Annotated in this window: 23 protein-coding genes; 6 read left to right on the top strand and 17 right to left on the bottom strand. The window is 72.1% G+C overall.

All coding sequences use genetic code 11. The annotated features are described in order from the left end of the window. The first annotated feature begins 183 nt into the window (after nt 1–183). From ACWC9T_RS30390 to ACWC9T_RS30375, 4 genes are read left to right on the top strand one after another with little or no spacing between them, the layout of a single operon-like run. Nucleotides 184–1,140, top strand: a complete 957-nt coding sequence (locus tag ACWC9T_RS30390; RefSeq protein WP_449824252.1) for a metal ABC transporter substrate-binding protein — start codon at nt 184–186, stop codon at nt 1,138–1,140. Between the two features lie 14 nt (nt 1,141–1,154). Further along, nucleotides 1,155–1,919 (top strand): metal ABC transporter ATP-binding protein, encoded by a 765-nt coding sequence (locus ACWC9T_RS30385; RefSeq protein WP_449824251.1) that lies wholly within the window; start codon nt 1,155–1,157, stop codon nt 1,917–1,919. Then, the gene (locus tag ACWC9T_RS30380; protein WP_449824250.1) at nt 1,916–2,854 is read left to right on the top strand and encodes a metal ABC transporter permease; all 939 of its coding nucleotides are present in this window, start codon (nt 1,916–1,918) and stop codon (nt 2,852–2,854) included. Before ACWC9T_RS30385 ends, ACWC9T_RS30380 begins: the two co-directional genes overlap by 4 nt. Before the next feature lie 35 nt (nt 2,855–2,889). Then, nucleotides 2,890–3,300: a Fur family transcriptional regulator gene (locus ACWC9T_RS30375; RefSeq protein ID WP_449824249.1), complete on the top strand. Its 411-nt coding sequence runs from the start codon at nt 2,890–2,892 to the stop codon at nt 3,298–3,300. 129 nt (nt 3,301–3,429) lie between these two features. Here ACWC9T_RS30375 and ACWC9T_RS30370 read toward each other — a convergent pair whose 3' ends face one another. The 4 genes from ACWC9T_RS30370 to leuA all read right to left on the bottom strand — a co-directional run bounded on the left by ACWC9T_RS30370 (nt 3,430) and on the right by leuA (nt 7,897). After that, complete coding sequence (locus tag ACWC9T_RS30370; RefSeq protein WP_449824248.1) at nt 3,430–4,269, bottom strand: isoprenyl transferase; 840 nt, start codon at nt 4,267–4,269, stop codon at nt 3,430–3,432. Nucleotides 4,270–4,273: 4 nt separating this feature from the next. Then, on the bottom strand, nt 4,274–5,020 hold the full coding sequence (gene recO / locus ACWC9T_RS30365; protein WP_355669466.1) for a DNA repair protein RecO: 747 nt from the start codon (nt 5,018–5,020) through the stop codon (nt 4,274–4,276). Nucleotides 5,021–5,190: 170 nt separating this feature from the next. Then, nucleotides 5,191–5,862: a TerB family tellurite resistance protein gene (locus ACWC9T_RS30360; protein ID WP_449824247.1), complete on the bottom strand. Its 672-nt coding sequence runs from the start codon at nt 5,860–5,862 to the stop codon at nt 5,191–5,193. Between the two features lie 238 nt (nt 5,863–6,100). Beyond that, on the bottom strand, nt 6,101–7,897 hold the full coding sequence (gene leuA / locus ACWC9T_RS30355) for a 2-isopropylmalate synthase (protein WP_449824246.1): 1,797 nt from the start codon (nt 7,895–7,897) through the stop codon (nt 6,101–6,103). Nucleotides 7,898–8,237: 340 nt separating this feature from the next. On the opposite strand from leuA, the gene ACWC9T_RS30350 reads away from it, so the two are divergent. Both ACWC9T_RS30350 and ACWC9T_RS30345 read left to right on the top strand, forming a co-directional pair. Further along, nucleotides 8,238–9,260 carry a M4 family metallopeptidase gene (locus ACWC9T_RS30350; protein ID WP_449824269.1) on the top strand — a complete coding sequence of 341 codons (1,023 nt, stop codon included), beginning with the start codon at nt 8,238–8,240 and terminating at the stop codon, nt 9,258–9,260. 138 nt (nt 9,261–9,398) lie between these two features. Beyond that, nucleotides 9,399–9,665 (top strand): protealysin inhibitor emfourin, encoded by a 267-nt coding sequence (locus ACWC9T_RS30345; RefSeq protein WP_449824245.1) that lies wholly within the window; start codon nt 9,399–9,401, stop codon nt 9,663–9,665. Between the two features lie 51 nt (nt 9,666–9,716). Here ACWC9T_RS30345 and era read toward each other — a convergent pair whose 3' ends face one another. The 13 genes from era to ACWC9T_RS30280 all read right to left on the bottom strand — a co-directional run bounded on the left by era (nt 9,717) and on the right by ACWC9T_RS30280 (nt 21,591). Next, nucleotides 9,717–10,646 (bottom strand): GTPase Era, encoded by a 930-nt coding sequence (gene era / locus ACWC9T_RS30340; protein ID WP_355669470.1) that lies wholly within the window; start codon nt 10,644–10,646, stop codon nt 9,717–9,719. Between the two features lie 60 nt (nt 10,647–10,706). Continuing rightward, a complete protein-coding gene (locus ACWC9T_RS30335; RefSeq protein ID WP_355669471.1) occupies nt 10,707–10,865 on the bottom strand; it encodes a hypothetical protein in 159 nt (52 codons plus the stop codon). Nucleotides 10,866–10,956: 91 nt separating this feature from the next. After that, nucleotides 10,957–11,322 carry a cytidine deaminase gene (locus ACWC9T_RS30330; protein WP_449824268.1) on the bottom strand — a complete coding sequence of 122 codons (366 nt, stop codon included), beginning with the start codon at nt 11,320–11,322 and terminating at the stop codon, nt 10,957–10,959. 16 nt (nt 11,323–11,338) lie between these two features. Next, nucleotides 11,339–11,884: a DUF4383 domain-containing protein gene (locus tag ACWC9T_RS30325; protein ID WP_449824244.1), complete on the bottom strand. Its 546-nt coding sequence runs from the start codon at nt 11,882–11,884 to the stop codon at nt 11,339–11,341. 26 nt (nt 11,885–11,910) lie between these two features. Continuing rightward, nucleotides 11,911–12,147 carry a hypothetical protein gene (locus ACWC9T_RS30320; RefSeq protein ID WP_355669474.1) on the bottom strand — a complete coding sequence of 79 codons (237 nt, stop codon included), beginning with the start codon at nt 12,145–12,147 and terminating at the stop codon, nt 11,911–11,913. Between the two features lie 33 nt (nt 12,148–12,180). Continuing rightward, nucleotides 12,181–13,506 carry a hemolysin family protein gene (locus ACWC9T_RS30315; RefSeq protein WP_449824243.1) on the bottom strand — a complete coding sequence of 442 codons (1,326 nt, stop codon included), beginning with the start codon at nt 13,504–13,506 and terminating at the stop codon, nt 12,181–12,183. Nucleotides 13,507–13,525: 19 nt separating this feature from the next. Further along, the gene (gene ybeY / locus ACWC9T_RS30310; RefSeq protein WP_030061268.1) at nt 13,526–14,020 is read right to left on the bottom strand and encodes an rRNA maturation RNase YbeY; all 495 of its coding nucleotides are present in this window, start codon (nt 14,018–14,020) and stop codon (nt 13,526–13,528) included. Between the two features lie 14 nt (nt 14,021–14,034). Further along, nucleotides 14,035–15,168 (bottom strand): PhoH family protein, encoded by a 1,134-nt coding sequence (locus ACWC9T_RS30305; protein WP_449824242.1) that lies wholly within the window; start codon nt 15,166–15,168, stop codon nt 14,035–14,037. A gap of 197 nt (nt 15,169–15,365) precedes the next feature. Further along, nucleotides 15,366–16,289, bottom strand: coding sequence for a ribonuclease Z (locus ACWC9T_RS30300; RefSeq protein ID WP_449824241.1), 924 nt, complete (start codon nt 16,287–16,289; stop codon nt 15,366–15,368). 5 nt (nt 16,290–16,294) lie between these two features. Then, nucleotides 16,295–16,648, bottom strand: coding sequence for a histidine triad nucleotide-binding protein (locus ACWC9T_RS30295; RefSeq protein ID WP_449824240.1), 354 nt, complete (start codon nt 16,646–16,648; stop codon nt 16,295–16,297). Nucleotides 16,649–16,694: 46 nt separating this feature from the next. Further along, complete coding sequence (locus ACWC9T_RS30290) at nt 16,695–17,369, bottom strand: RDD family protein (protein WP_449824239.1); 675 nt, start codon at nt 17,367–17,369, stop codon at nt 16,695–16,697. 136 nt (nt 17,370–17,505) lie between these two features. Next, the gene (locus tag ACWC9T_RS30285; RefSeq protein WP_449824238.1) at nt 17,506–20,772 is read right to left on the bottom strand and encodes a S41 family peptidase; all 3,267 of its coding nucleotides are present in this window, start codon (nt 20,770–20,772) and stop codon (nt 17,506–17,508) included. 69 nt (nt 20,773–20,841) lie between these two features. Further along, nucleotides 20,842–21,591, bottom strand: a complete 750-nt coding sequence (locus ACWC9T_RS30280) for a 16S rRNA (uracil(1498)-N(3))-methyltransferase (protein WP_449824237.1) — start codon at nt 21,589–21,591, stop codon at nt 20,842–20,844. Between the last annotated feature and the right edge of the window lie 157 nt (nt 21,592–21,748).

Below are 21,748 nucleotides of genomic sequence, written 5' to 3'. Positions count from 1 at the left end.
CTTCAGTACGTACGGCACGGTCAGGGCACGGCTGGTTGCGCGTACCCGAATACCTCAGGTTACCGGCCATATGGGTACGGGGTTCAAATCGGTATCGTCCGTCCTCCCCCACCCATCGCCACCTGCCGTTCACCCATCCGAGTGAGTTGACAATCATTTCCACTTGAGATGATAATGATTGTCATGATGATCCGACGACGTGCCCGCTCCTCCCTAGCCCTGGCCGCCACCGCCCTCGCCGCCTCCCTGGCCCTCACGGCCTGCGGCGGCAGCAGCAGTGCCAAGGGCACGGACGGCAAGCTGAACGTCGTCGCGTCCTTCTACCCGATGGAGTTCCTGGCCCAGCAGATCGGCAAGGACCACGTCTCGGTCACCGACCTCACCGCCCCCGGCGTCGAGCCGCACGACCTGGAGCTCACCGCCAAGCAGGTCGCCAGCGTCCAGAAGGCCGACGCGATCGTCTACCTCAAGGGCCTGCAGCCCACCGTCGACCAGGCCGTCGACCAGTCCGGCAGCAAGCACGAGATCGACGCCACCGCCGCCAGCCCGCTGGTCGACCACCACCTCGACGAGGACACCAAGGAAGCCGGCGGCCACAAGCACGAGGGCCCGGCCGGCGACCCGCACATCTGGCTCGACCCGACCCGCTACGCCGCGATCGCCAAGAGCGTCGGCGACGAGTTCGCCAAGGCCGACCCGGCGCACGCCGACGACTACAAGAAGAACACCGACGGGCTGGTCACCGAGCTCACCGCCCTGGACCAGGACTTCCGCAACGGACTGAAGGACACCAAGACCAAGACCTTCGTCACCAGCCACGCCGCCTTCGGCTACCTCGCCGACCACTACGGCCTCACCCAGGTCGCCATCAACGGCGTCGACCCGGAGTCCGATCCCACCCCGGCCCGTCTCGCCGAGGTGCAGAAGGCCGCCAAGGACAACGGCGTCACCACGATCTTCTTCGAGACCCTGGCCAGCCCCAAGCTCGCCGACACCGTCGCCAAGGACCTCGGCCTCAAGACCGCCGTCCTGGACCCGCTGGAGGGTGTCAAGGACCCCTCCAAGGACGACTACCTCTCCGTCATGAAGCAGAACCTGGCCAACCTCCAGGCCGCCCTCGGCGCGAACGCCACCAGCTGACAGGACGCAGCACCATGACCCACCCGATACCCCCGGCCGTCCGCCTCCGTGACGCCGTCGCCTCGCGCGGCGGCCGGCCGGTGCTGCGCGGCGTCGACCTCACCGTGGAACCCGGCGAGGTCGTCGCCCTGCTCGGCGCCAACGGCTCCGGCAAGTCGACCACCGTCAAGGCCGTGATCGGCTCGGTGCCGCTGGAGCAGGGCACCCTGGAGCTGTTCGGCACCCCGTACGGCTCCTTCCGCGCCTGGCACCGGATCGGGTACGTCCCCCAGCGCACCACCGCCGCCTCCGGCGTCCCGGCGACGGTGCGCGAGGTGGTCTCCACCGGACGGCTGACGCAGCACGGGCTGCTGCCCTTCCGCCGCAAGGACCGCGCGGCAGTGGACCGCGCGCTGGCCGCCGTCGGCATGCTGGACCGGGCCGCGGACGGCGTGGCCGACCTGTCCGGCGGCCAGCAGCAGCGGGTGCTGATCGCCCGCGCCCTGGTCGCCACCCCCGACCTGCTGATCATGGACGAGCCGATGGCCGGCGTGGACGCCGCCAGCCAGCAGGTGCTCGCCGACACCCTGCGCGCCGAGGTCGGCCGCGGCGCCTCCGTCCTCCTGGTCCTGCACGAACTCGGGCCGCTGGAGCCGCTGATCGACCGCGCCGTGGTGCTGCGGGACGGCTGCGTCGCCCACGACGGCCCGCCCGTGCCCAACACCGGCCTGCACGCGCTGCCCGGCCACGACCACGTCCACCCGCACGCCGACCTCACCCCGCCGAGGCTGCTCGCATGACCGAGATGCTCTCCTACGACTTCATGCAGCGCGCCCTGCTCGCCGCCGTGCTGGTCGGGATCACCGCCCCCGCCGTCGGCATCTACCTGGTGCAGCGCCGCCAGGCCCTGATGGGCGACGGCATGGGCCACGTCGCGATGACCGGCGTCGGCCTCGGCTTCATCTTCCAGACCAGCCCGGTCTGGATGGCCGTGCTGGTCTGCGTGCTCGGCGCGGTCACCATGGAGCTGGTCCGCTCGCGCGGCAACCAGCGCGGCGACATCGCCCTCGCGATGCTCTTCTACGGCGGCATGGCCTGCGGCAAGCTGCTCGTCTCGCTCTCCGCCCAGGCCGGGGCCGGCTCACTGGAGAGCTACCTGTGGGGTTCGATCCTCACCGTCGCCCCCGAGGACCTCGCCGCGATCGCGGTGCTCGGCGCGGTGGTCATCGCGGTCACCGTCGGCCTGCGCCGCCAGCTCTTCGCGATCTGCCAGGACGAGGACTTCGCCCGGGTCACCGGCGTGCCGGTGCGCACCCTCAACCTGCTGCTCGCGGTGATGGCCGCGGTCACCGTCACGGTCGCCATGCGGGTGGTCGGGCTGCTGCTGGTCAGCGCCCTGATGGTGGTCCCGGTGGTCGCCGCCCAGCAGCTCACCCGTTCCTTCGCCGCCACCCAGGCCGCCGCCATCGCGCTCGGCGTGGTGGTCTCGCTGGCCGGCGTCACCGGCTCCTACCACCTCAACGTGCCCTCCGGCCCGGCCATCGTGCTGCTCGCCATCGCGGTCTTCGCGGTGTTCAGCGTGATCGCCGCGCCGCTCGCCCGGCGCCGCCACCGCCGACGCGGCGGCGCCGACCAGGGACCGAAGGTCTGCGACGTCCAAATCCCCGACCAAATCGCGGGAGGGACTTCCTCCGGCACGACCACCTCGGAGGGGCGGGCGGGACTGGCACAATGAGGTGCGAGACGCCCACGACCCCAGGAGGACCCACGGTGACCACCGCAGGCCCGTCGCCGCGCGCCCGATCGACCCGGCAGCGTGCCGCCGTCTCGGCGGCCCTGGACGAGATCGCGGACTTCCGCAGCGCGCAGGAGCTCCACGACCTGCTCAAGCACCGCGGGGACTCCGTCGGCTTGACCACGGTCTACCGAACGCTCCAGTCACTCGCCGACGCCGGCGAGGTGGACGTGCTGCGCACCGCCGACGGTGAGGCCGTCTACCGCCGGTGCAGCAGCGGGCACCACCACCACCTGGTCTGCCGGCACTGCGGCGCGACCGTCGAGGTGGAGGGCCCCGCGGTGGAGCGCTGGGCCAACTCGGTCGCCGCCGAACACGGGTTCAGCGACATCGCGCACACCCTGGAGATCTTCGGCACCTGCGCGGAGTGCGCGGAGAAGGCCTAGCGGCGGCCCGTGCAGGGGCAGCCTGTACGGACCAACGGCGAAGGGCCCGCGGGAGCGACTCCCACGGGCCCTTCGCCGTACCCGGTGTCAGCGCACCGGCGTCAGCACACGGACATCAGCACACGGACGTCAGCGCTGGGCGGGCAGCCCCGTCGGCCCGGCGACGTCGTTCGGGATCGCCCCGCCGAAGCGGCGGTCGCGCATCGCGAACTGCTCGCAGGCGCGCCACAGGTCGCGACGGTCGAAGTCCGGCCAGAGCACGTCCTGGAACACGAACTCGGCGTACGCGGACTGCCAGAGCAGGAAGTTGGAGGTGCGCTGCTCGCCGCTGGGGCGCAGGAAGAGGTCCACGTCCGGCATGTCCGGGTGGTACATGTACTTGGCGAGGGTCTTCTCGTTGACCTTCTTCGGGTCCAGCCGCCCGGCCGCGACCTCCTGCGCGATCGCCTGTGCCGCGTCGGCCAGCTCGGCCCGGCCGCCGTAGTTGACGCACATGTAGAGCGTCACGGCGTCATTGCCCTTGGTCTGCTCCTCGGCGACCTGCAGCTCCTGCACGACGCTCTTCCACAGCTTCGGCATCCGGCCGGCCCAGCGGATCCGCACGCCCATCGCGTCCATCTCGTCGCGCCGGCGGCGGATGACGTCGCGGTTGAAGTTCATCAGGAACTTCACCTCGTCGGGCGAGCGCTTCCAGTTCTCGGTGGAGAACGCGTACAGCGAGATGTTCTTGACCCCGAGCTCGATCGCGCCCCCGAGGACGTCCAGCACGACGGACTCGCCGACCTTGTGGCCCTCGGTGCGGGGCAGCCCGCGCTCCTTGGCCCAACGGCCGTTGCCGTCCATCACGATGGCGACGTGGTTGGGGACCAGCTCGCCGGGGAGCTTCGGGGGCTGTGCGCCGCTGGGGTGCGGGGTCGGGGGAACGTACGCCCGTTGCTTGCCGCCGCCGAAGAGCCGTCGCGCTGCCATGTGCTCACTTCTCCACGTATCTCATCGAGCGGATGCCCCGCTCCAGGTGCCACTGCAGATAGGCCGCGACCAGGCCGCTGCCCTCCCGCCAGTACCGCGGCTCGCAGGCGTCGGCCGTCTGCCAGTCCCCTGACAGCAGTGCCCCGAGCAGTACCAGTGTCTCAGGGGAGGGTACGGCACATCCGGGCACTCGGCAGTCCGCGCAGAGCACCCCGCCCGCCGGGAGCGAGAAGAAACGGTTCGGCCCGTCCAGGCCGCACTTGGCACAGTCCGTGAAGCTCGCGCCGTACCCGTTCACCGCGAGCGAGCGCAGCAGGAAGGCGTCCAGCACCAGGTGCGACTCGTGCAGCCCGGCCGCCAGCGTGCGCAGCCCGCCCACCAGCAGCAGGTACTGCTGGACGGCCGGCTCGCCCTCGTTCTCGGCGAAGCGCTCGGCCGTCTCCAGCATCGCCGTGCCGGCGGTGTAGCGGCCGTAGTCGGTCACGATCGAACCGCCGTACGGGGCGATGGTCTCCACCTGGGTGCACAGCGGCAGCCCGCGCCCGACCAGTTCGCTCCCCCGGCTGAAGAACTGCACGTCCACGTGCGAGAACGGCTCCAGGCGGGCGCCGAACTTGGACTTGGTCTTGCGCACCCCGCGCGCCACCGCCCGCACCTTGCCGTGCTGGCGGGTCAGCAGGGTGATGATCCGATCGGCCTCGCCGAGCTTCTGCGCCCGCAACACGACGCCGTCGTCCCGGAAAAGACTCATGCGGACCATTCTCCCCCAGCCGCGGGGCGGCCGGGGCGGCCGCCGTCGGGCAGCCGTGGTGCCCGCACCGGGGCCGTGGGGGAGGACCACTGCGGTGCGGGTCACGGCGGGTCCGGAGGGGGTTCGGACCCGTTTGTGGGGGATTCGAATGGTCTACGGCCGGGACGGGACTAGAGGTTCTCGTACGGCGCCCGGGTCGCCGCCTCCAGCAGCTCCGTGACCGCGGGCTGCGGCAGGGCCAGGCAGCGCCCGACCGCGGCCAGCGCCTCGCGCTCCTGGGGCAGGTAGCGCCCGTCCGCCAGGGCGATCGCGGCGCCCTGCAGCAGCAGGCGCTCACGGCCCTGCTGGGCCAGGTGCGGGGCGAGCGGTTCGAGCACCGCGTGCAGCTCCACGGCGAGGCCGCCGGCCATCCCGTGGGCGTCGTAGAGTTCGCCGCCGAGTCCGGACAGCGCGGCGAGCGCGGCCAGCACCTGGGCCTCGCCGCAGTCCTCGAACCCGGCCTCGCGCACCGTCGTACAGGCCGCCTCGCGGGCCGCCCGGTGGGCGGTGCCGCCGGCCGCCAGCAGGGCCAGCGCGACGGTGTACTGGCCGTCGCGCAGCATCCCGCCGAGGCGCACGCTGGTGGGCTGTTCCAGGGCCTCGACGCCGTACCGGCCGTGGCAGCTGGTGCACTGCACGCTGCCGATCACCGGCCCGAGCGGGACCACCGGGGCTCCCAGGAGCCGCAGCCACCGGCGGCCGTGCTGCCGGCGGTAGTTGCGGTCCCCGCCGCAGCCCGGGCAGAAGAAGTCACCGAGAACGTCAGTCCGCCACCGCGGGCGAACACCCCACAACCTGGTCACGGCGCCACTCCCCAGACATGGCAGGCGGCCTGCACAACTATGGGCAGGTCACGCGACCGGACGCCGCGGCCGTCCCACCGACCCGCTTTCCGGTGGATCGATGTTGCCACGGTTACCGGCACGTGTCAGTACCTCGAACGGCTTCCGGCCCGAAAAGATGTGGCGCAGGCCACAGCGCGTGCCGCACGCGGCGAAGGGCCGCCCCTGCGAACGGCCCTTCGCGTACCACCCGTACGAATTACCCGCGCTGCGAGCGGTTGACGGCGCTGATCATCGCCTTCAGCGAGGCCAGCACGGTGTTGCCGTCGATGCCCACGCCCCACAGCACCTTGCCGTCCACCGCGCACTCCACGTACGCGGCCGCCTGGGCATCGCCGCCCTCGCTCAGCGCGTGCTCGGCGTAGTCCAGCACGCGTACGTCCACGCCGATCCGGGCCAGCGCGTCCGCGAAGGCCGAGACCGGGCCGTTGCCGGCACCGCTCAGGGTCACCGTCGCGCCGTCCACCACGGCCTCGGCGGTCAGCGCGTCCCGGCCGTCCTCGGTGGTCAGGGTGCGCGACCCGGTCAGCGACAGCCGGCCCCACGGGTTGGCCGGGGTCGGCAGGTACTCGTCCTCGAAGACCCGCCAGATCTCCGCCGGGGTGACCTCGCCGCCCTCGGCATCGGTCTTGGCCTGGATGATCCGGGAGAACTCGATCTGCATCCGGCGCGGCAGGTCCAGCTTGTGGTCGTTCTTCAGGACGTACGCCACACCGCCCTTGCCGGACTGGCTGTTGACCCGGATGACCGCCTCGTAGGTGCGGCCGACGTCCTTCGGGTCGATCGGCAGGTACGGGACGCCCCAGGTGTGCTCGTCCACCGGCACCCCGGCCGCCCTGGCGTCCGCCTCCAGGACGTCGAAGCCCTTCTTGATGGCGTCCTGGTGCGAGCCGGAGAAGGAGGTGTACACCAGGTCGCCGGCGTACGGGTGGCGGGGGTGCACCTCCATCTGGTTGCAGTACTCGGCGGTGCGGCGCACCTCGTCGATGTCGGAGAAGTCGATCTGCGGGTCGATGCCCTGCGAGAACAGGTTCATCCCCAGCGTCACCAGGTCGACGTTGCCGGTTCGCTCGCCCTGTCCGAACAGGCAGCCCTCGATCCGGTCCGCGCCCGCCATGTAGGCCAGCTCGGCGGAGGCGACGGCCGTGCCGCGGTCGTTGTGCGGGTGCACCGACAGGCAGACGAACTCGCGGCGGGACAGGTTGCGCGACATCCACTCGAACTGGTCGGCCTGGACGTTCGGGGTGGCCCGCTCGATGGTGGCCGGCAGGTTCAGGATGATCTCGCGGCCCTCGCCCGGCTGCCAGACGTCCATCACCGCCTCGCAGACCTCCAGCGCGAAGTCCAGCTCGGTGTCCACGAAGATCTCCGGCGAGTACTGGTAGCCGAAGACGGTGTCGTCGCCCAGCAGCTTCTCGGCGTACTCCATCACCAGCCGGGTGCCGTCGACGGCGATCGCCTTGGTGGCCGCCCTGTCGTTGCGGAACACCACCCGGCGGAACAGCGGCGCGGTCGCGTTGTACAGGTGGACGGTCGCCCGCGGGGCACCGACCAGCGACTCCACGGTCTTCTCGATCAGCTCCTCGCGGGCCTGGGTCAGCACCGAGATGGTGACGTCCTCCGGGATCGCCCCCTCCTCGATCAGCGACCGCACGAAGGCGTGGTCGGTGGCCCCGGACGACGGGAAGCCGACCTCGATCTCCTTGTAGCCCATCTGCACCAGCAGGTCGAACATCTTGCGCTTGCGGGCCGGGGACATCGGGTCGATCAGCGCCTGGTTGCCGTCCCGCAGGTCCGTGGAGAGCCAGCGCGGCGCCTTGGTGATCACCTTGTCCGGCCAGGTGCGGTCCGGCAGGTCGACGGTGCCGAACGGCAGGTAGCGCCCGTACCGCATGCCCGAGGGCTGCTGGCGCACGGAGGCGGCGGTGATCGGGGTGGGCCGGTCGACGAAGGCGCGAGCGGCGGGGACGGACGCGGCGGAGGTCTGCTCGGTCATGGAGGTGACTCTCGGCTTCCTGTGGATGCGTGGTGCGGGGCGGGTCGGGATGGATCAACACCGACTGGCCGGCCTCTGCTGCCGCTCGCGATTCGCCATCGGATCGCCGTTTCCGCGCACAGCTCGTTCCCCGCGGCGAGGGAGCCGGCCCCTGGGGACTACAGGCCCTCGACGCGGCAGCTAAGAAGAAGCAGCCCGTTGCGCATGATGCCCCAGCGTAACCCAGGGCCGCGCGCCCCCGAAGTGATCCGGGCTACCGTTCCACTCCTTGAGACGCCGACTGGTCATGCCAAAGGTGATGACAACCGGTCATCGAAGCCTCACTCTGGGCCACATGACCATGACTGCAGGAGTCCCGTTCTGCGCGATCGTCCCACCGTACGTCCTGGACCGCCTCGCCGAGGCCGGTCACGAGCCCGCCGTCCGCTCCCTCGCCCTCGACGCCGCCCATCGCGCGGCCCGCCTCGCCCCTCCCCCGCCGGTCCCCGCGGCCCCGGGCCTCGACCGGGTGATCGCCGACGCCGGGCACCACCAGCGGCTGCCCGGCCGCACCGTCCGCACCGAGGGCCAGGCCCCGGCCGCCGACGCCTCCGTGAACCACGCCTACGACGGCCTCGGCGCCACCTTCGCGCTGTACGCCGACGTCTTCGGGCGCGACTCGGTCGACGGCCAGGGGCTGTGCCTGAACGCCAGCGTGCACTACGGCCAGAACTACGACAACGCCTTCTGGAACGGCCAGCGGATGGTCTTCGGCGACGGCGACGGCGAGATCTTCGGCGACTTCACCGCATGCGTCGACGTCATCGGCCACGAACTCACCCACGGCGTCACCCAGTTCACCGCCGGGCTGGATTACCACGACCAGCCCGGCGCGCTCAACGAGTCGGTCTCCGACGTCTTCGGCTCGCTGGTCAAGCAGTACGCGCTGCACCAGAACGCCGCCGACGCCGACTGGTTGATCGGCGCCGGGCTGCTCGCCCCCGGCGTCCAGGGCGTGGCGCTGCGCTCGATGAAGGCCCCCGGCACCGCCTACGACGACCCGCAGCTCGGCAAGGACCCGCAGCCCGCGCACATGCGGGACTACGTCCAGACCTCGGAGGACAACGGCGGGGTGCACATCAACTCCGGCATCCCCAACCACGCGTTCTACCTGCTGGCCACCGCCCTCGGCGGCCAGGCCTGGGACCACGCCGGGCGGATCTGGTACGACGCGCTGACCGGCCGCCGGCTGCCCGCCGACGCCGATTTCACCGCCTTCGCCCGGGCCACCGTGGCCGCCGCCAAGGCCCGTTACCCCGACCAGTCCTCGATCGCGGACACCGTGACGGCCGCCTGGGCGCAGGTGGGGGTCAGCCCGGGCTGAACGATGCCCGTTCGAGGTGGGCCCCGGGGCCCGTCCGGTGGGTCCTGTCGGATCAGGCAAAGACCCGCCGACGGGCCCGAAGGTCACGGTCCGGGAAAAGCGCCGCAAAAGCCTTCCCTGCGTAGCACCATGGACACCATGCGCATCCAGGTGACCCGGACCGGCGGCCTCGCCGGAATCGTCCGCCACGCGGAGCTCGACACTGCCGAGCGCGTGGACGCCCCGCACGTCCACGCGCTCGCCCGCGAGGCCGTCGCCGGCGGGCTGCGCACGCCCTCGTACGGGGTGCCGGACGGCTTCCACTACGAGATCACCGTCGACAGCCGGACGGTGTACTGCGCCGACCCCAAGCTCACTGACTCGCAGCGCGAGCTGGTGTCACTGGTACTGCGCGAGGGCGCGTAACCCCCGCGCGGCACTCATGGGTGTGCGATCGCGGCGCTGCCGGACTCCCCGTCAGAAGCCGAGCTTGCGCAGCTGCTTGGGGTCGCGCTGCCAGTCCTTGGCCACCTTGACGTGCAGGTCCAGATAGACCGGGGTGCCGAGCAGCGCCTCGATGTGCTTGCGGGCGGTGCTGCCGACGTGCTTGAGGCGGGAGCCCTTGGCACCGATGACGATGGCCTTCTGGCTCTGCCGCTCGATGTAGACGTTGGCGTGGATGTCCAACAGCGGGCGGTCCGCGGGGCGGCCCTCGCGCGGCAGCATCTCCTCGACCACGACGGCCAGCGAGTGCGGCAGTTCGTCGCGCACGCCCTCCAGCGCGGCCTCGCGGATCAGCTCGGCGACCATGATCTGCTCGGGCTCGTCGGTGAGGTCGCCGTCCGGGTAGAGCTGGTCGCCCTCCGGCAGCAGCTTGGTGAGCAGGTCGGCGACCAGCTCGACCTGCTTGTCGCCGACCGCGGAGACCGGGATGATCTCGGCCCACTCGAAGCCCAGCTCGATGCCGAGCTGGTGGATGGCGATGAGCTGCTCGGCCAGGCGCTTGGAGTCGACCAGGTCGGTCTTGGTGACGATGGCGACCTTGGGGGTCTTCTTGATCCCGGCGATCTCCTTGGCGATGAACTTGTCGCCGGGGCCGATCTTCTGGTCGGCGGGGAGGCAGAAGCCGATCACGTCGACCTCGGCCCAGGTGGTGCGGACCAGGTCGTTGAGGCGTTCGCCGAGCAGGGTGCGCGGCTTGTGCAGACCGGGGGTGTCGACCAGCACGAGCTGGGCGTCCGGGCGGTGCACGATGCCACGCACGGTGTGCCGGGTGGTCTGCGGGCGGTCGGAGGTGATCGCGACCTTCGTCCCCACCAGGGCGTTGGTCAGGGTCGACTTGCCCGCGTTGGGGCGGCCGACGAAGCACGCGAACCCGGAGCGGTACGAGGAGGAAGGGGCATTCATGGGCTCCATTCTCCCTGATCACCGGAGCCCCGCCGTCCGGGCCCCGGGTTCGGGCGGTGCTCAGCCCTTGTCGTCACCCCGCCCGATCAGCGAGAACACCACCAGCAGCACCAGGAAGCCGATCGAGCCCCAGAGCCAGGCCGGCGAGTCCGTCTCCTGCCACTTGCCCATCCCCATCACGAACAGCAGCAGCCCGGCGATGAACGCCAACGCCCCCATGCCCCAGTCCCCTCACCGAGTCCACTCCCTCGGTGAGATTATCGGCTGAGTACATGGGGGCAGTACCTGCGGCACGACCCGCCGAGGCCCCTCAGCGGGCCTCGGCCGACACCCGCAGCGTCCCGTCCGGACCCGCCAGCAGCACCGGCGTCCCGGCCCCGCCCAGGTCCCGCACGGCGGCCAGGTCGGCCTCGGCCAGCTGCTCGGCCTCGCTCACCACGGCGGCCGCCTCCAGCGACTTCGCGCCGCTGGCCACCGCCATCGCCACCGCCGTCTGCAGCGCGCTCAGCTTCAGCGACTCCAGCGCGACCGTCCCTGCCACGTAGGTACGGCCGGTCTCGTCACGCACCGCGGCCCCCTCGGGCACGCCGTTGCGGGCGCGGGCCGAGCGGGCCAGGGTGATGATCTTCTTGTCTTCGGGGTCGAGCTCGACGATGTCACTCATGCCGCCGAGCATAGGCACCCGTCGCGGATCAGTGGCCGACCGGGTGGGTCCGCCCGGGGTTGGGGTTGATGATCTTGACGAAGGTCTTCGGCCCGGAGGGCAACGGCTCCTCGTGCTCGATCCGCGCGCGCCAGAACGGGTTGTCGTGCGGCAGGTGACTGCTCACCCTGCCGTACATCCCGAAGGCGGTGACGACGATCCCGAAGAGGAACGCGAACAGCACGTTCGCCATCCGGAAGTTGAGGATGTTCGCTTCCGGTCGCCCGAGCACCGCCAGCCCGTAGAAGCCGGAGAGCACGAACAGCACACCGACCACCATGTTGAGGTTGGAGGCGAAGTTCCCGCCGATGATCGCCCCGAGCACCAGGATCGCGCCCGCCACGATGGACAGGACGGCCAGCGCGCCGTTGGTCGACAGCCCGCCGATCTCGTCACCCCTCGTGTCCAGGAAGCCCGGGTGGTCGGCGAGCCCCAGGCTCCCGAACACGATCAGGAAGACCCCCCCGAGCCCCGCCCCGATCCGCCAGACCGTGCGGAGCTTCTGGTCGACGGGCAGTTGGTTCTGCAGCTTCATGGCGACCTCCTGGGCTCGACCACGGCCTAGCTGTACGGGTGGCTCCCCTGCATGTGGGGCACCTCGTGCATGTAGAGCGAGCCGCACTGCTGGCAGCAGCGCAGCCCGGTGCCCCAGTCCTCCTCCGGCCGCGTCTCGGCGTCGTCCGGCATGGTCCGGCCGCAGAGCGCCGTCGACAGGTCGCCGTCCCGCACCACGTGCCAGGACTTCACCCCGCCGGCCGTCCCCTGCGGGCCGTACTCCGCGCGAAGTTTGTGCGTCATGCCCTCCATGGTCGCGCGGCGACCCCGGACCCGCTACTCGCCCGCCGCCTCCGCGGCCTCGGCCGTCCAGCGCACGGGCGAGGCGACCATCGAGCCGATCCGATTGCGCCGCCCGGCCGAGGACTCGGCGGTCAGCAGGATGCCGGTCAGGCCGGTGTCGTCGGAGTCGGGCAGCGGGATCTCGCAGGAGGAGCCGGGGATCGGCACCCGGCCGAGGTGCTTGGCCAGCAGACCGCCGACGGTCTCGACGTCCTCGTCCTCCAGCTCGATGCCGAACAGCTCGCCCAGGTCCTCCACCAACAGGCGGGCGGTGATCCGGTACGAGCCGTCGCCGAGGTCCTCGACCGGCGCGATCTCCCGGTCGTACTCGTCGGTGATCTCGCCGACGATCTCCTCCAGGATGTCCTCGATGGTGACCAGGCCGGCCGTGCCGCCGTACTCGTCGATCACGATCGCGACGTGCGAGCGGCGCTGCTGCATCTCGCGCAGCAGGTCGCCGGCCGGCTTGGAGTCCGGCACGAAGACGGCCGGGCGCATCACCGCGCCGACCTCCTCGGCCTCCGCCTCGCGGTTGATGTGGGTGCGGCGCACCAGGTCCTTGAGGTAGACGATGCCGACCACGTCGTCCTCGTTGTCGCCGACCACCGGGATCCGCGAGAAGCCCGAGCGCAGCGCCAGGGTGAGCGCCTGCCGGACGGTCTTGTGCCGCTCGATCATCACCAGGTCGGTGCGCGGCACCATCACCTCGCGCACGATGGTGTCGCCCAGCTCGAAGACCGAGTGCACCATCCGGCGCTCCTCGTCCTCGATCAGGTCGTCCTTCTCGGCGAGGTCGACCAGGGCCCGCAGCTCCGCCTCGGAGGCGAACGGCCCCTCCCGGTAGCCCTTGCCCGGGGTGAGCGCGTTGCCGAGCAGGATCAGCAGCCGCGGGATCGGGCCGAGCACCGCCGCCAGCGGCAGCAGCACGAAGGAGGCCGCGGTGGTGGTGGAGATCGGGTGCTGGCGCCCGATCGTGCGCGGCGAGACGCCCACCGCGACGAAGGACACCAGCACCATCACGCCGAAGGCCAGCAGCACGGCCTGCCAAGTCGGGTGGATGTTGCGCAGGCACACCGCGGTGACCAAGACGGCCGCCGCCATCTCGCTGGCCACCCGGATCAGAGTCGCCAGGTTGAGGTAGCGGATCGGGTCGGAGGCGACGGTCAGCAGCCGGGCGGAGCCGCGCCGCCCGTTCCGTACGGCCTCCTCAGCCCGGAACCGGGAGACCCGGGAGATGCCCGCCTCGGCGCACGCGGCCAACCAGCCGAGCACGACCAGGGCCACGGCGCCGAGGATGAAGCTCGTACTCTCACCACTCACAGGGGTTCGGGCTCCGCGCTCAGTGGGTGGTGGGGGCCGGGGAGATGCCGCCGAGGCCGCGGCCCGCCCGCCAGTCGTCCAGGATGCGCTTCTGGAGGGCGAACATCTCCTCCTCTTCCTCCGGCTCCTCGTGGTCGTAGCCGAGGACGTGCAGCACGCCGTGGACGGTGAGCAGCTGCAGCTCCTCGTCCATCGAGTGCTTGGAGGGGGCCGCCTTGCCCTGCTGCTCGGCGACCTCGGGGCAGAGCACGATGTCGCCGAGCAGGCCCTGCGGCAGCTCCTCGCCCTCCTTGCCGGGACGCAGCTCGTCCATCGGGAACGACATCACGTCGGTCGGGCCGGGCAGGTCCATCCACTGGATGTGCAGCTCCTCCATCGCCGCACCGTCCACCAGGATCACGGACAGTTCGGACTGCGGGTGGATCCGCATCTTGTCCAGGGCGAAGCGGGCGACGTCGAGGATGGCTTCCTCGTCGGCGTCCCAGCCGGACTCGTTGGCGATGTCGATCGACATGACGGGCTGTGTGCTCAGCTTTCGGTGCGATGGGACTGTCGGGGTGCGCGCGCCGCGGTCGTCTTACCGGGGCGCCGCTGGGCCGGCTTGCGAGCGGCCGGGGCGTTGTCCTCGACCTCCTGCCGGGCGTCCCAGCGCTCGTACGCGTCCACGATCCGGCCGACCAGCTTGTGGCGGACCACGTCGGTGCTGGTGAGGACGGAGAAGTGGATGTCCGGCACGTCGGCCAGGATCTCCTGGACGACCTTGAGGCCGCTCCTGGTACCGCCCGGGAGGTCGATCTGGCTGGTGTCGCCGGTGACCACCACCCGGGAGTTGAACCCGAGGCGGGTGAGGAACATCTTCATCTGCTCGGGCGAGGTGTTCTGGGCCTCGTCGAGGATGATGAAGGCGTCGTTGAGGGTGCGGCCGCGCATGTACGCGAGCGGGGCGACCTCGATGGTGCCTGCCGCCATCAGGCGCGGGATGGAGTCCGGGTCCATCATGTCGTGCAGCGCGTCGTACAGCGGGCGCAGGTACGGGTCGATCTTCTCGTAGAGGGTGCCGGGCAGGAAGCCCAGCCGCTCGCCCGCCTCGACCGCCGGGCGGGTCAGGATGATCCGGTTGACCTCCTTGGCCTGCAGGGCCTGGACGGCCTTGGCCATCGCCAGGTAGGTCTTGCCGGTACCGGCCGGGCCGAGCCCGAAGACGATCGTGTGCTTGTCGATCGCGTCGACGTAGCGCTGCTGGTTGAGGGTCTTGGGGCGGATCGTGCGCCCCCGGTTGGACAGGATGTTCGCGGTGAACACCTGCGACGGGGCCGGGGAGTCCGGGTCCTCCTCCTGGCTGCGGAGCATGGCGATCGAGCGCTCCACGGCGTCCTCCGTCAGGGGCTGGCCGGTGCGCAGCACCAGCATCATCTCGCTGAAGAGCTTCTGCACGAGGGCGACCTCGGCGCGGGCCCCGGTGGCGGTCACCTCGTTGCCGCGGACGTGGATGTCGGCGGCGGGGAAGCCCTGCTCGATCACGCGCAGCAGCGAGTCCGCCGTGCCGAGCAGGGTGACCATCGGGTGCTTCTCGGGGATGACGATCCGGGCGCTCACGCGGCCGTCGTCGGCCGGTTCGGGGCGCGACTGTCCGTTGGTACGGGTCTGCGATGTGTCACTCATAGGTCGGCGCTGGGGCCTGCCTCATCCCATCCGTAGTGTCGTGTGCCGCTCGGTCTCTCCGGGGCACCAGGGTACGCCGCGAGCGTGATCGCTGCGGCGGGCGGCGGGGCCGCACCCGACGATGCTGCGGCAGATCGGAGGACGACGCGAGCCCTTTTCGTTCTTGATGGATGCGGCCTCGGGGTTTTCGGTGCCGTTCACGGATGGCGGCGGGCGGGGACCGGCACCCGGGCGAGGTCGGCGGCGAGCACCAGCTCCCCGTCGAAGTGCTTGCGGGCGTCGGCCAGGTGCTGGCCGAGGTCCGGGTAGCGCTGGGAGAAGTGGGTCAGCACCAGGGTGCGCACGCCCGCCTCGGCGGCGGCCTTGGCGGCCTGGCCCGCGGTGAGGTGGCCGTGGTCCTCGGCGAGGTGGGCGTCGGCGTCGGTGAAGGTCGCCTCGACCACCAGCAGGTCGGTGCCCTCGGCGAGCTGGTGCACGCCCTCGCAGAGCCGGGTGTCCATCACGAAGGCGAACTTCTGGCCGGGCCTGGGCTCGCTGACCTGCTCCAGGGTGACCCTCCGACCGTCCACCTCGATCGCGCCCTCGTGCTGCAGCCGGCCCACCGCCGGGCCGAAGACGCCGAACTCGGCGAGCCGCTCGGGCACCAGGCGGCGGCCGTCCGGCTCGGACAGCCGGTAGCCGAAGGACTCCACGGGGTGGTCCAGCCGGATCGCGTCCAGCGCGAAGCGGGCGCCGGGGGCCGGCAGCGGGCCCGGCTCGTCGATCGGCCGGGGCCTCAGCACGGCCGTCTCGTGGTAGGCGGTGGCGTGCCGCAGCCGCTCGAAGTAGACGTCGCCGGAGGCCGGGAAGTAGACGTCGACCGGGTGCGGGACGCGGTCGAGGTTGATCCGCTGGATCACCCCGGCGAGGCCCAGGCAGTGGTCGCCGTGGAAGTGGGTCACCGCGATCCGGGTGATCTGGGTGGCCGAGACCCCGGCGTGCAGCATCTGCCGCTGGGTGCCCTCGCCGGGGTCGAAGAGCAGGCCCTCGCCGTCCCAGCGGAGCAGGTACCCGTTGTGGTTGCGGTGCCGGGTGGGCACCTGGCTGGCGGTGCCGAGGACGACGAGTTCGCGCTGGGACACGTAGGTCAGACCATGCTCTCGGTCATGTGCGTGCCGCCGAGCAGGTGGACGTGGGCGTGGAAGACGGTCTGCCCGGCGCCCGCACCGGTGTTGAAGATCAGCCGGTAGTCCTCGATGCCCTCGTCCCTGGCCACCGCGCCCGCCTCGGCGAGCAGTTCGCCGGCGATCTCCGGCTCGGCCGCGGCCAGCGCGGCGGCGTTCGGGTAGTGGACGTGCGGGATGACCAGGACGTGCACGGGGGCCTTGGGGGCGATGTCGCGGAAGGCGAGGGTGCGCTCGGTCTTGCGCACCACGGTCGCCGGGATCTCGCTCGCCACGATCTTGCAGAACAGGCAGTCGGGCTGCGGCTCGCCGGCCATCGGCTTCTCCTCGCGTCAGTGGGTTGGTGGGCCGTACGGGCGCAGCCTAGCCGAGCCGTCCGACCGCTTGCTGATACTCCTGCAGGTGCTTCCAGCGCACCGAGCGCATGCCGACGATGTCCCCCTCGGACACGTCGAAGTCCTCGGACAGGAAGATCACCGCCAGGACGACGAAGCCGAGCAGCCAACGCCTGGTGAGCCGCCACATGTTGGGGCGCATGACGCGCTTGCGGCGCACCACTCGCATGGCCAGGATCCCCTTGCCCACGCTGAAGCCGGTGAGCCGGGCGAGCACCACCTGGTTGAGGAAGGAGGCGAGCAGGCCCACGCCCAGGAACGCCACCCAGAAGGGCACCACCGGGCTCTGCACGGCAGCGTGGCCGGCCGCGTGCACGACGGGCTTTGCGTGCTTCGCGGTGTTGTCGTCGGCGATGGCCGCAGCGAAGCCGAGGCCGACCGCGAGGACGAAGTCGAGCACGATCGCCAGGAACCGCCGCCCGGCGTACGCCTCCTGGGGGCACGGCGGCAGCGTGGACTGCGCCTGCGGGTACGGGTTCGCCGCGTACGGCTGCTGCTGGTACTGCTGTTGGTACTGCGGCGGGTACGGCTGCTGCTGGGCCGGATACGGCTGCTGGCCGTACGGGCTCTGCGCGTACGGGTTGGGCCCGTAGCCGTTCTGGGCGTTCTGCGGGTACTGCGGCGGCGGATAGCCCTGCGCCATGTGCTCCCCCGTGAGCTGTCGATCAAGATCCCGATCAAGGACAGCCCCGCATCCTAATTCCCAGGGGCCGGAGCGGGAAGTCGGCCCCACCGACTTCGCGCTCCGGACCCTCAACCTCCGTCCATCTCACCCACGGCTACGCCCAGGGCAGCGGCGGCGCCGTCCGGGCCGGGGTCCGCGCCAGGGCCGCCAGGGCGATCCGCACGCCCTCGGCCAGCTGCGGGTCCTGGCCGGCCGCCCAGTGGTGCGGGGCGAACGGCACCTCGACGTCCGGGTCGACGCCGTGGTTCTCCACGCCCCAGCCGTAGTTCTCCAGCCAGTGCGCGTACTTGGGCTGGGTGACCAGGGTGCCGTCGACCAGCCGGTAGCGGCTGTCGATGCCGATCACCCCGCCCCAGGTGCGGGTGCCGACCACCGGCCCGATCCCGAGCGCCTGGATGGCGGCGTTGACGATGTCGCCGTCCGAGCCGGACAGTTCGTTGGCGAGCGCGACCACCGGCCCGCGCGGGGCGTCCATCGGGTAGGGCACCGGGTGGTCGGTGTCCCGGATGACGTCCCAGCCGACGATCCGGCGGGCCAGCTTCTCGATCACCAGCTGCGAGGTGTGGCCGCCCCGGTTGTCCCGGACGTCGACGATCACGCCCTCCTTGGCCATCTCGGTGCTCAGGTCGCGGTGCAGCTGGGCCCAGCCGGCCGTCTGCATGTCCGGGATGTGCAGGTAGCCGAGCCGGCCGCCGGACAGCTCGCGCACCGCGGCCCGCCGTCCGGCCACCCAGTCGTGGTAGCGCAGCGCCTCCTCGTCGGCGAGCGGGACGACCACCGGGTTGCGCTCGTCGGTGCCGTCCTTGCCGGCCACGGTCAGCTCGACCGGCTGCCCGGCGGTGCCGGCCAGCAGCGGCGCCGGGCCGGTGACCGGGTCCACCGGGCGGCCGTTGACGGCCAGCACCGCGTCGCCCGGGCGGATCGCGGCGCCCGGCGCGGCCAGCGGCGACCGGGCCCGGGGGTCGGAGGACTCGCCGGGCAGGATCCGGGCGATCCGCCACTGCCCGCCGTCCTTGACCAGGTCCGCGCCCAGCAAGCCCTGGCGCCGGGCCGGCTCGGTGTAGCGGCCATGGGGGATCACATAGGCGTGCGAGGTGCCGAGCTCGCCGTGCACCTCCCAGAGCAGGTCGACCAGTTCGTCGTGCGAGCCGACCCGCTCGACCAGCGGCCGGTAGCGCTCCAGCACTCCGGCCCAGTCCACGCCGCCCAGGTCCGGGCGCCAGAAGTTGTCCCGCATCAGCCGGCCGTTCTCGGCGTACATCTGGCGCCACTCGGCGGCCGGGTCGACGGTCACCCGCAGCCGGGCGAGGTCGACGGCGGTCTCGTCGTCCTCGCCGCCCGCCTTGTGGCCGGCCGGGACGATCCGCAGCTCGCCCTCGTCCAGCACGGCCACCCGGGTGCCGTCCCCGCTGACCGCGAACCCGTCGACGCCGTGCACCAGTTGCTCGGCGCGGCGCTTCCTGAGGTCGAAGCGCTCCAGCACCGGACGCGGCCGCTCGTCCTCCAGCGAGGCCGCCTCGTCGCCGAGTTCGCCGAGCAGCGGCACCCTGGTCCACAGCACGCCGTCCTTGGCGGCGCGCAGCGTGTGGAACCGGCCGCCCTCGACCGGGAACGGGACGATCCGGTCGGCTATGCCGTCCAGGTCCACCCTGGTCGCCGGGGCGGCATCGGCCGCGCCCTCCTCGCCGTCCGCCTTCCGCGCCTTGGGCTCGTCCTCCTCCCAGCCGAGCGGCCGCCCGGCCCGCTGCGGCCCGAACGGGGACGGCGTGTCGGCGGCCAGCGTGATCAGGTACGGGCGGCAGCCGTTCGGGAAGGACAGGTCGAAGACGTGCGCGTCGTAGACCGGGTCGAAGTTGCGCACCGACAGGAAGGCCAGGTAGCGGCCGTCCGCGGTGAAGGCGGGCGAGGTGTCGATGAAGCGCTGCTGGGTGACCTCGCTGACGGTGCGGGTGGCCAGGTTGGCCAGCACGATCTGGCGCAGCGAGTACGGGCCCACCCCGTGCACCGGGCGGGACCAGGCCAGCCAGGCCGAGTCCGGGCTGAACGCCAGCCCGCTCACCTCGCCATCGGTGCTGCGCTCCAGCTCGTGCACGGCGCCGTCGGCCAGCGCCACCAGCAGCACCCGGCCGTCGTGCACGCCCAGCGCCGCCCTCTTGCCGTCCGGGGAGACCACCAGCGAGTTGACCCGGCCGAGCTGCCCGGCGGCCAGCCGGAGCCGCTCGGCGCCGTGCACGGCCGGGGCGTACTCCAGCGCGTCCTCGCCCTCGGCGTCTGACACCCAGAGCACGCCCTGGGCGCCGTCCTCGCCCGGCACCACCCGGGCCAGCCGCGCCCGCACGCCCGGGGTCTCGTCCAGCACCCGGGCCGGGCCCTCGCGGTGGGTCAGCCAGTGCACGCTGCCGCGCACCACCACGGCGCCGGCCCGGCCGGTGCGGTCGGGGGCGACGGACTCCAGCCAGTGCGCGGCGTGCACCGGGCGGGGGCGGCGGCCGGTGCGCGAGCCGGCCAGCCGGATGTCCAGGCGGCGCGGCTCGGTGCCGTCCAGGTCGTCCAGCAGCCACAGGTCGCCGGCCCGGTGGAGGACGACCCGGGTGCCGTCGGTGCTGGCGTTGCGGGCGTAGAAGCCGTCCGGGTCACCGGTGTGGCGGCGCAGGTCGGAGCCGTCCGGGCGGCTGGACCACAGCTCGCCGACGCCCTCGTGGTCGGACAGGAAGGCGATCCGACCGCTTGGTCCGCCATCGGGCGGGACGGGTCCGGCCACCCACAGCGGGGAGTCGAGCTGCCCGTCCAACTCCTCGTGCACGCGGGTGAATTCGTCCCGTCCGAGCCACAACTTGCCCGCCCGGCCGCCCCGGTAGCGCTTCCACCAGGCCGGCTCGCGGTTGTTGACGGTGACCAGCAGCACCCTCTCCCCGTCCGGCTCGAAGGCGAGCCCGCCGACCGGCCCGTACGGCAGCCGCACCGGTTCGCCGCCGTCCAGCGGCACCGCGTGCGCCCAGCTGCGGCGCACGCTGGCCTCGCCGGCGCTGGTGGTGGCGATCGGGCGGCCGTCGGCCGTCCAGCCCTGCACCCGGGTCTGGTCGCTGCCCCAGTGGGTGAGCCGCCGGGACGGCCCGCCGTCCACCGACACCACGTGCACCTCGGGGGCGCCGTCCCGGGTGGAGGAGAAGGCGATGTGCCGCCCGTCCGGGGAGAACCGGGGGTGGTGCACCGGCAGGTGATCGGCCGTCAGCCGCCAGGCCCGGCCACCGCCCAGCGGGGCCAGCCAGAGGTCGTCCTCGGCGACGAAGGTGACCAGGTCACCGTGCAGATGGGGATGGCGCAGATAGGCGCCCGCAGAGGTGCTCAGGGAGTCCGTCACGCCGCCAGCGTAGGCAGGTGCGGGTACGAGCCGCTCCGTTTTCCGCAACTCCCGACCGGCGTGCGGGGGTTACGCCCAGCGGCCGGTGCGCCCCAGCAGCAGCGCCCCGGCGGCCACCCCGGCGGTGGAGGTGCGCAGCACCGAGGGGCCCAGCCGGTAGGGCTTCGCGCCCGCCTCGGCGAAGGCGGCCAGCTCCTCCGGGGAGACCCCGCCCTCCGGGCCGACCACCAGCACGATGTCCCCGGCCGCGGGCAGCGCGGCGTGCGCCAGCGGCTCGGCACCCTCCTCGTGCAGCACCGCGGCGAGGGAGGCCTGGACCAGCAGCGGGGCCAGCTGCCTGGTGGTCATCAGCTCGCGCACCTCGGGGAAGCGCAGCCGGCGGGACTGCTTGCCCGCCTCCCGGGCGGTGGCCCGCCACTTGGCGAGCGCCTTGGCCCCGCGGTCGCCCTTCCACTGGGTGATGCAGCGCGAGGCGGCCCAGGGGATCACCACGTCCACGCCGACCTCGGTCATGGTCTCCACGGCCAGCTCGCCGCGGTCGCCCTTGGGCAGCGCCTGGACGACGACGATCCGCGGCGTCGGCTCCGGCTCCCGGCGCACGGCGGCCACCGTGACGTCGATCGCGTCCTTGCCGAGCACCTCGGCGACCGTCCCGTCCACGCCGAGCCCCAGCCCGTCCGCGAGGGTCACCGCCTCGCCGGCCTCCAGCCGCTTCACCGCGGCCGCGTGCCGCCCCTCCGCCCCGTCCAGGCGCACCAGCGCCCCGGGCGCGGCGGCGGCGATCCGCTCGGTCTCGACGACGAAGACGGGGGCGGTCATGGGGTGGTCCTCCGGAGGGGGTGGGCGGAACAGGAACGCGGAGGGGGTGCCGGGGTTCCAGGTGGTCTTCCCGGTGGGCATGTACGGATTCGCCACCCGCCAGTTGGGCCATGCGACCGGCACCTCGTGGCTGACCGCGATCGGAGCCGGTGAAGCC

It is taken from the genome of Kitasatospora sp. NPDC001159 (assembly GCF_053598235.1).
The sequence above is the reverse complement of the archived record's forward strand: the minus strand, read 5'-3'. Positions and strand labels throughout refer to the sequence as shown.

Excerpts from the sequence above, each read along its gene's own strand:
- ACWC9T_RS30390 (WP_449824252.1), top strand. The coding sequence starts at position 184 with ATGATGATCCGACGACGTGCCCGCTCCTCCCTAGCCCTGGCCGCCACC.
- ACWC9T_RS30385 (WP_449824251.1), top strand. The coding sequence starts at position 1,155 with ATGACCCACCCGATACCCCCGGCCGTCCGCCTCCGTGACGCCGTCGCC.
- ACWC9T_RS30380 (WP_449824250.1), top strand. The coding sequence starts at position 1,916 with ATGACCGAGATGCTCTCCTACGACTTCATGCAGCGCGCCCTGCTCGCC.
- ACWC9T_RS30370 (WP_449824248.1), bottom strand. The coding sequence starts at position 4,269 with ATGGCAGCGCGACGGCTCTTCGGCGGCGGCAAGCAACGGGCGTACGTT.
- recO (WP_355669466.1), bottom strand. The coding sequence starts at position 5,020 with ATGAGTCTTTTCCGGGACGACGGCGTCGTGTTGCGGGCGCAGAAGCTC.
- leuA (WP_449824246.1), bottom strand. The coding sequence starts at position 7,897 with ATGACCGAGCAGACCTCCGCCGCGTCCGTCCCCGCCGCTCGCGCCTTC.
- ACWC9T_RS30350 (WP_449824269.1), top strand. The coding sequence starts at position 8,238 with ATGACTGCAGGAGTCCCGTTCTGCGCGATCGTCCCACCGTACGTCCTG.
- ACWC9T_RS30345 (WP_449824245.1), top strand. The coding sequence starts at position 9,399 with ATGCGCATCCAGGTGACCCGGACCGGCGGCCTCGCCGGAATCGTCCGC.
- era (WP_355669470.1), bottom strand. The coding sequence starts at position 10,646 with ATGAATGCCCCTTCCTCCTCGTACCGCTCCGGGTTCGCGTGCTTCGTC.
- ACWC9T_RS30335 (WP_355669471.1), bottom strand. The coding sequence starts at position 10,865 with ATGGGGGCGTTGGCGTTCATCGCCGGGCTGCTGCTGTTCGTGATGGGG.
- ACWC9T_RS30330 (WP_449824268.1), bottom strand. The coding sequence starts at position 11,322 with ATGCTCGGCGGCATGAGTGACATCGTCGAGCTCGACCCCGAAGACAAG.
- ACWC9T_RS30325 (WP_449824244.1), bottom strand. The coding sequence starts at position 11,884 with ATGAAGCTGCAGAACCAACTGCCCGTCGACCAGAAGCTCCGCACGGTC.
- ACWC9T_RS30320 (WP_355669474.1), bottom strand. The coding sequence starts at position 12,147 with ATGACGCACAAACTTCGCGCGGAGTACGGCCCGCAGGGGACGGCCGGC.
- ybeY (WP_030061268.1), bottom strand. The coding sequence starts at position 14,020 with ATGTCGATCGACATCGCCAACGAGTCCGGCTGGGACGCCGACGAGGAA.
- ACWC9T_RS30305 (WP_449824242.1), bottom strand. The coding sequence starts at position 15,168 with ATGAGTGACACATCGCAGACCCGTACCAACGGACAGTCGCGCCCCGAA.
- ACWC9T_RS30295 (WP_449824240.1), bottom strand. The coding sequence starts at position 16,648 with ATGGCCGGCGAGCCGCAGCCCGACTGCCTGTTCTGCAAGATCGTGGCG.
- ACWC9T_RS30290 (WP_449824239.1), bottom strand. The coding sequence starts at position 17,369 with ATGGCGCAGGGCTATCCGCCGCCGCAGTACCCGCAGAACGCCCAGAAC.
- ACWC9T_RS30280 (WP_449824237.1), bottom strand. The coding sequence starts at position 21,591 with ATGACCGCCCCCGTCTTCGTCGTCGAGACCGAGCGGATCGCCGCCGCC.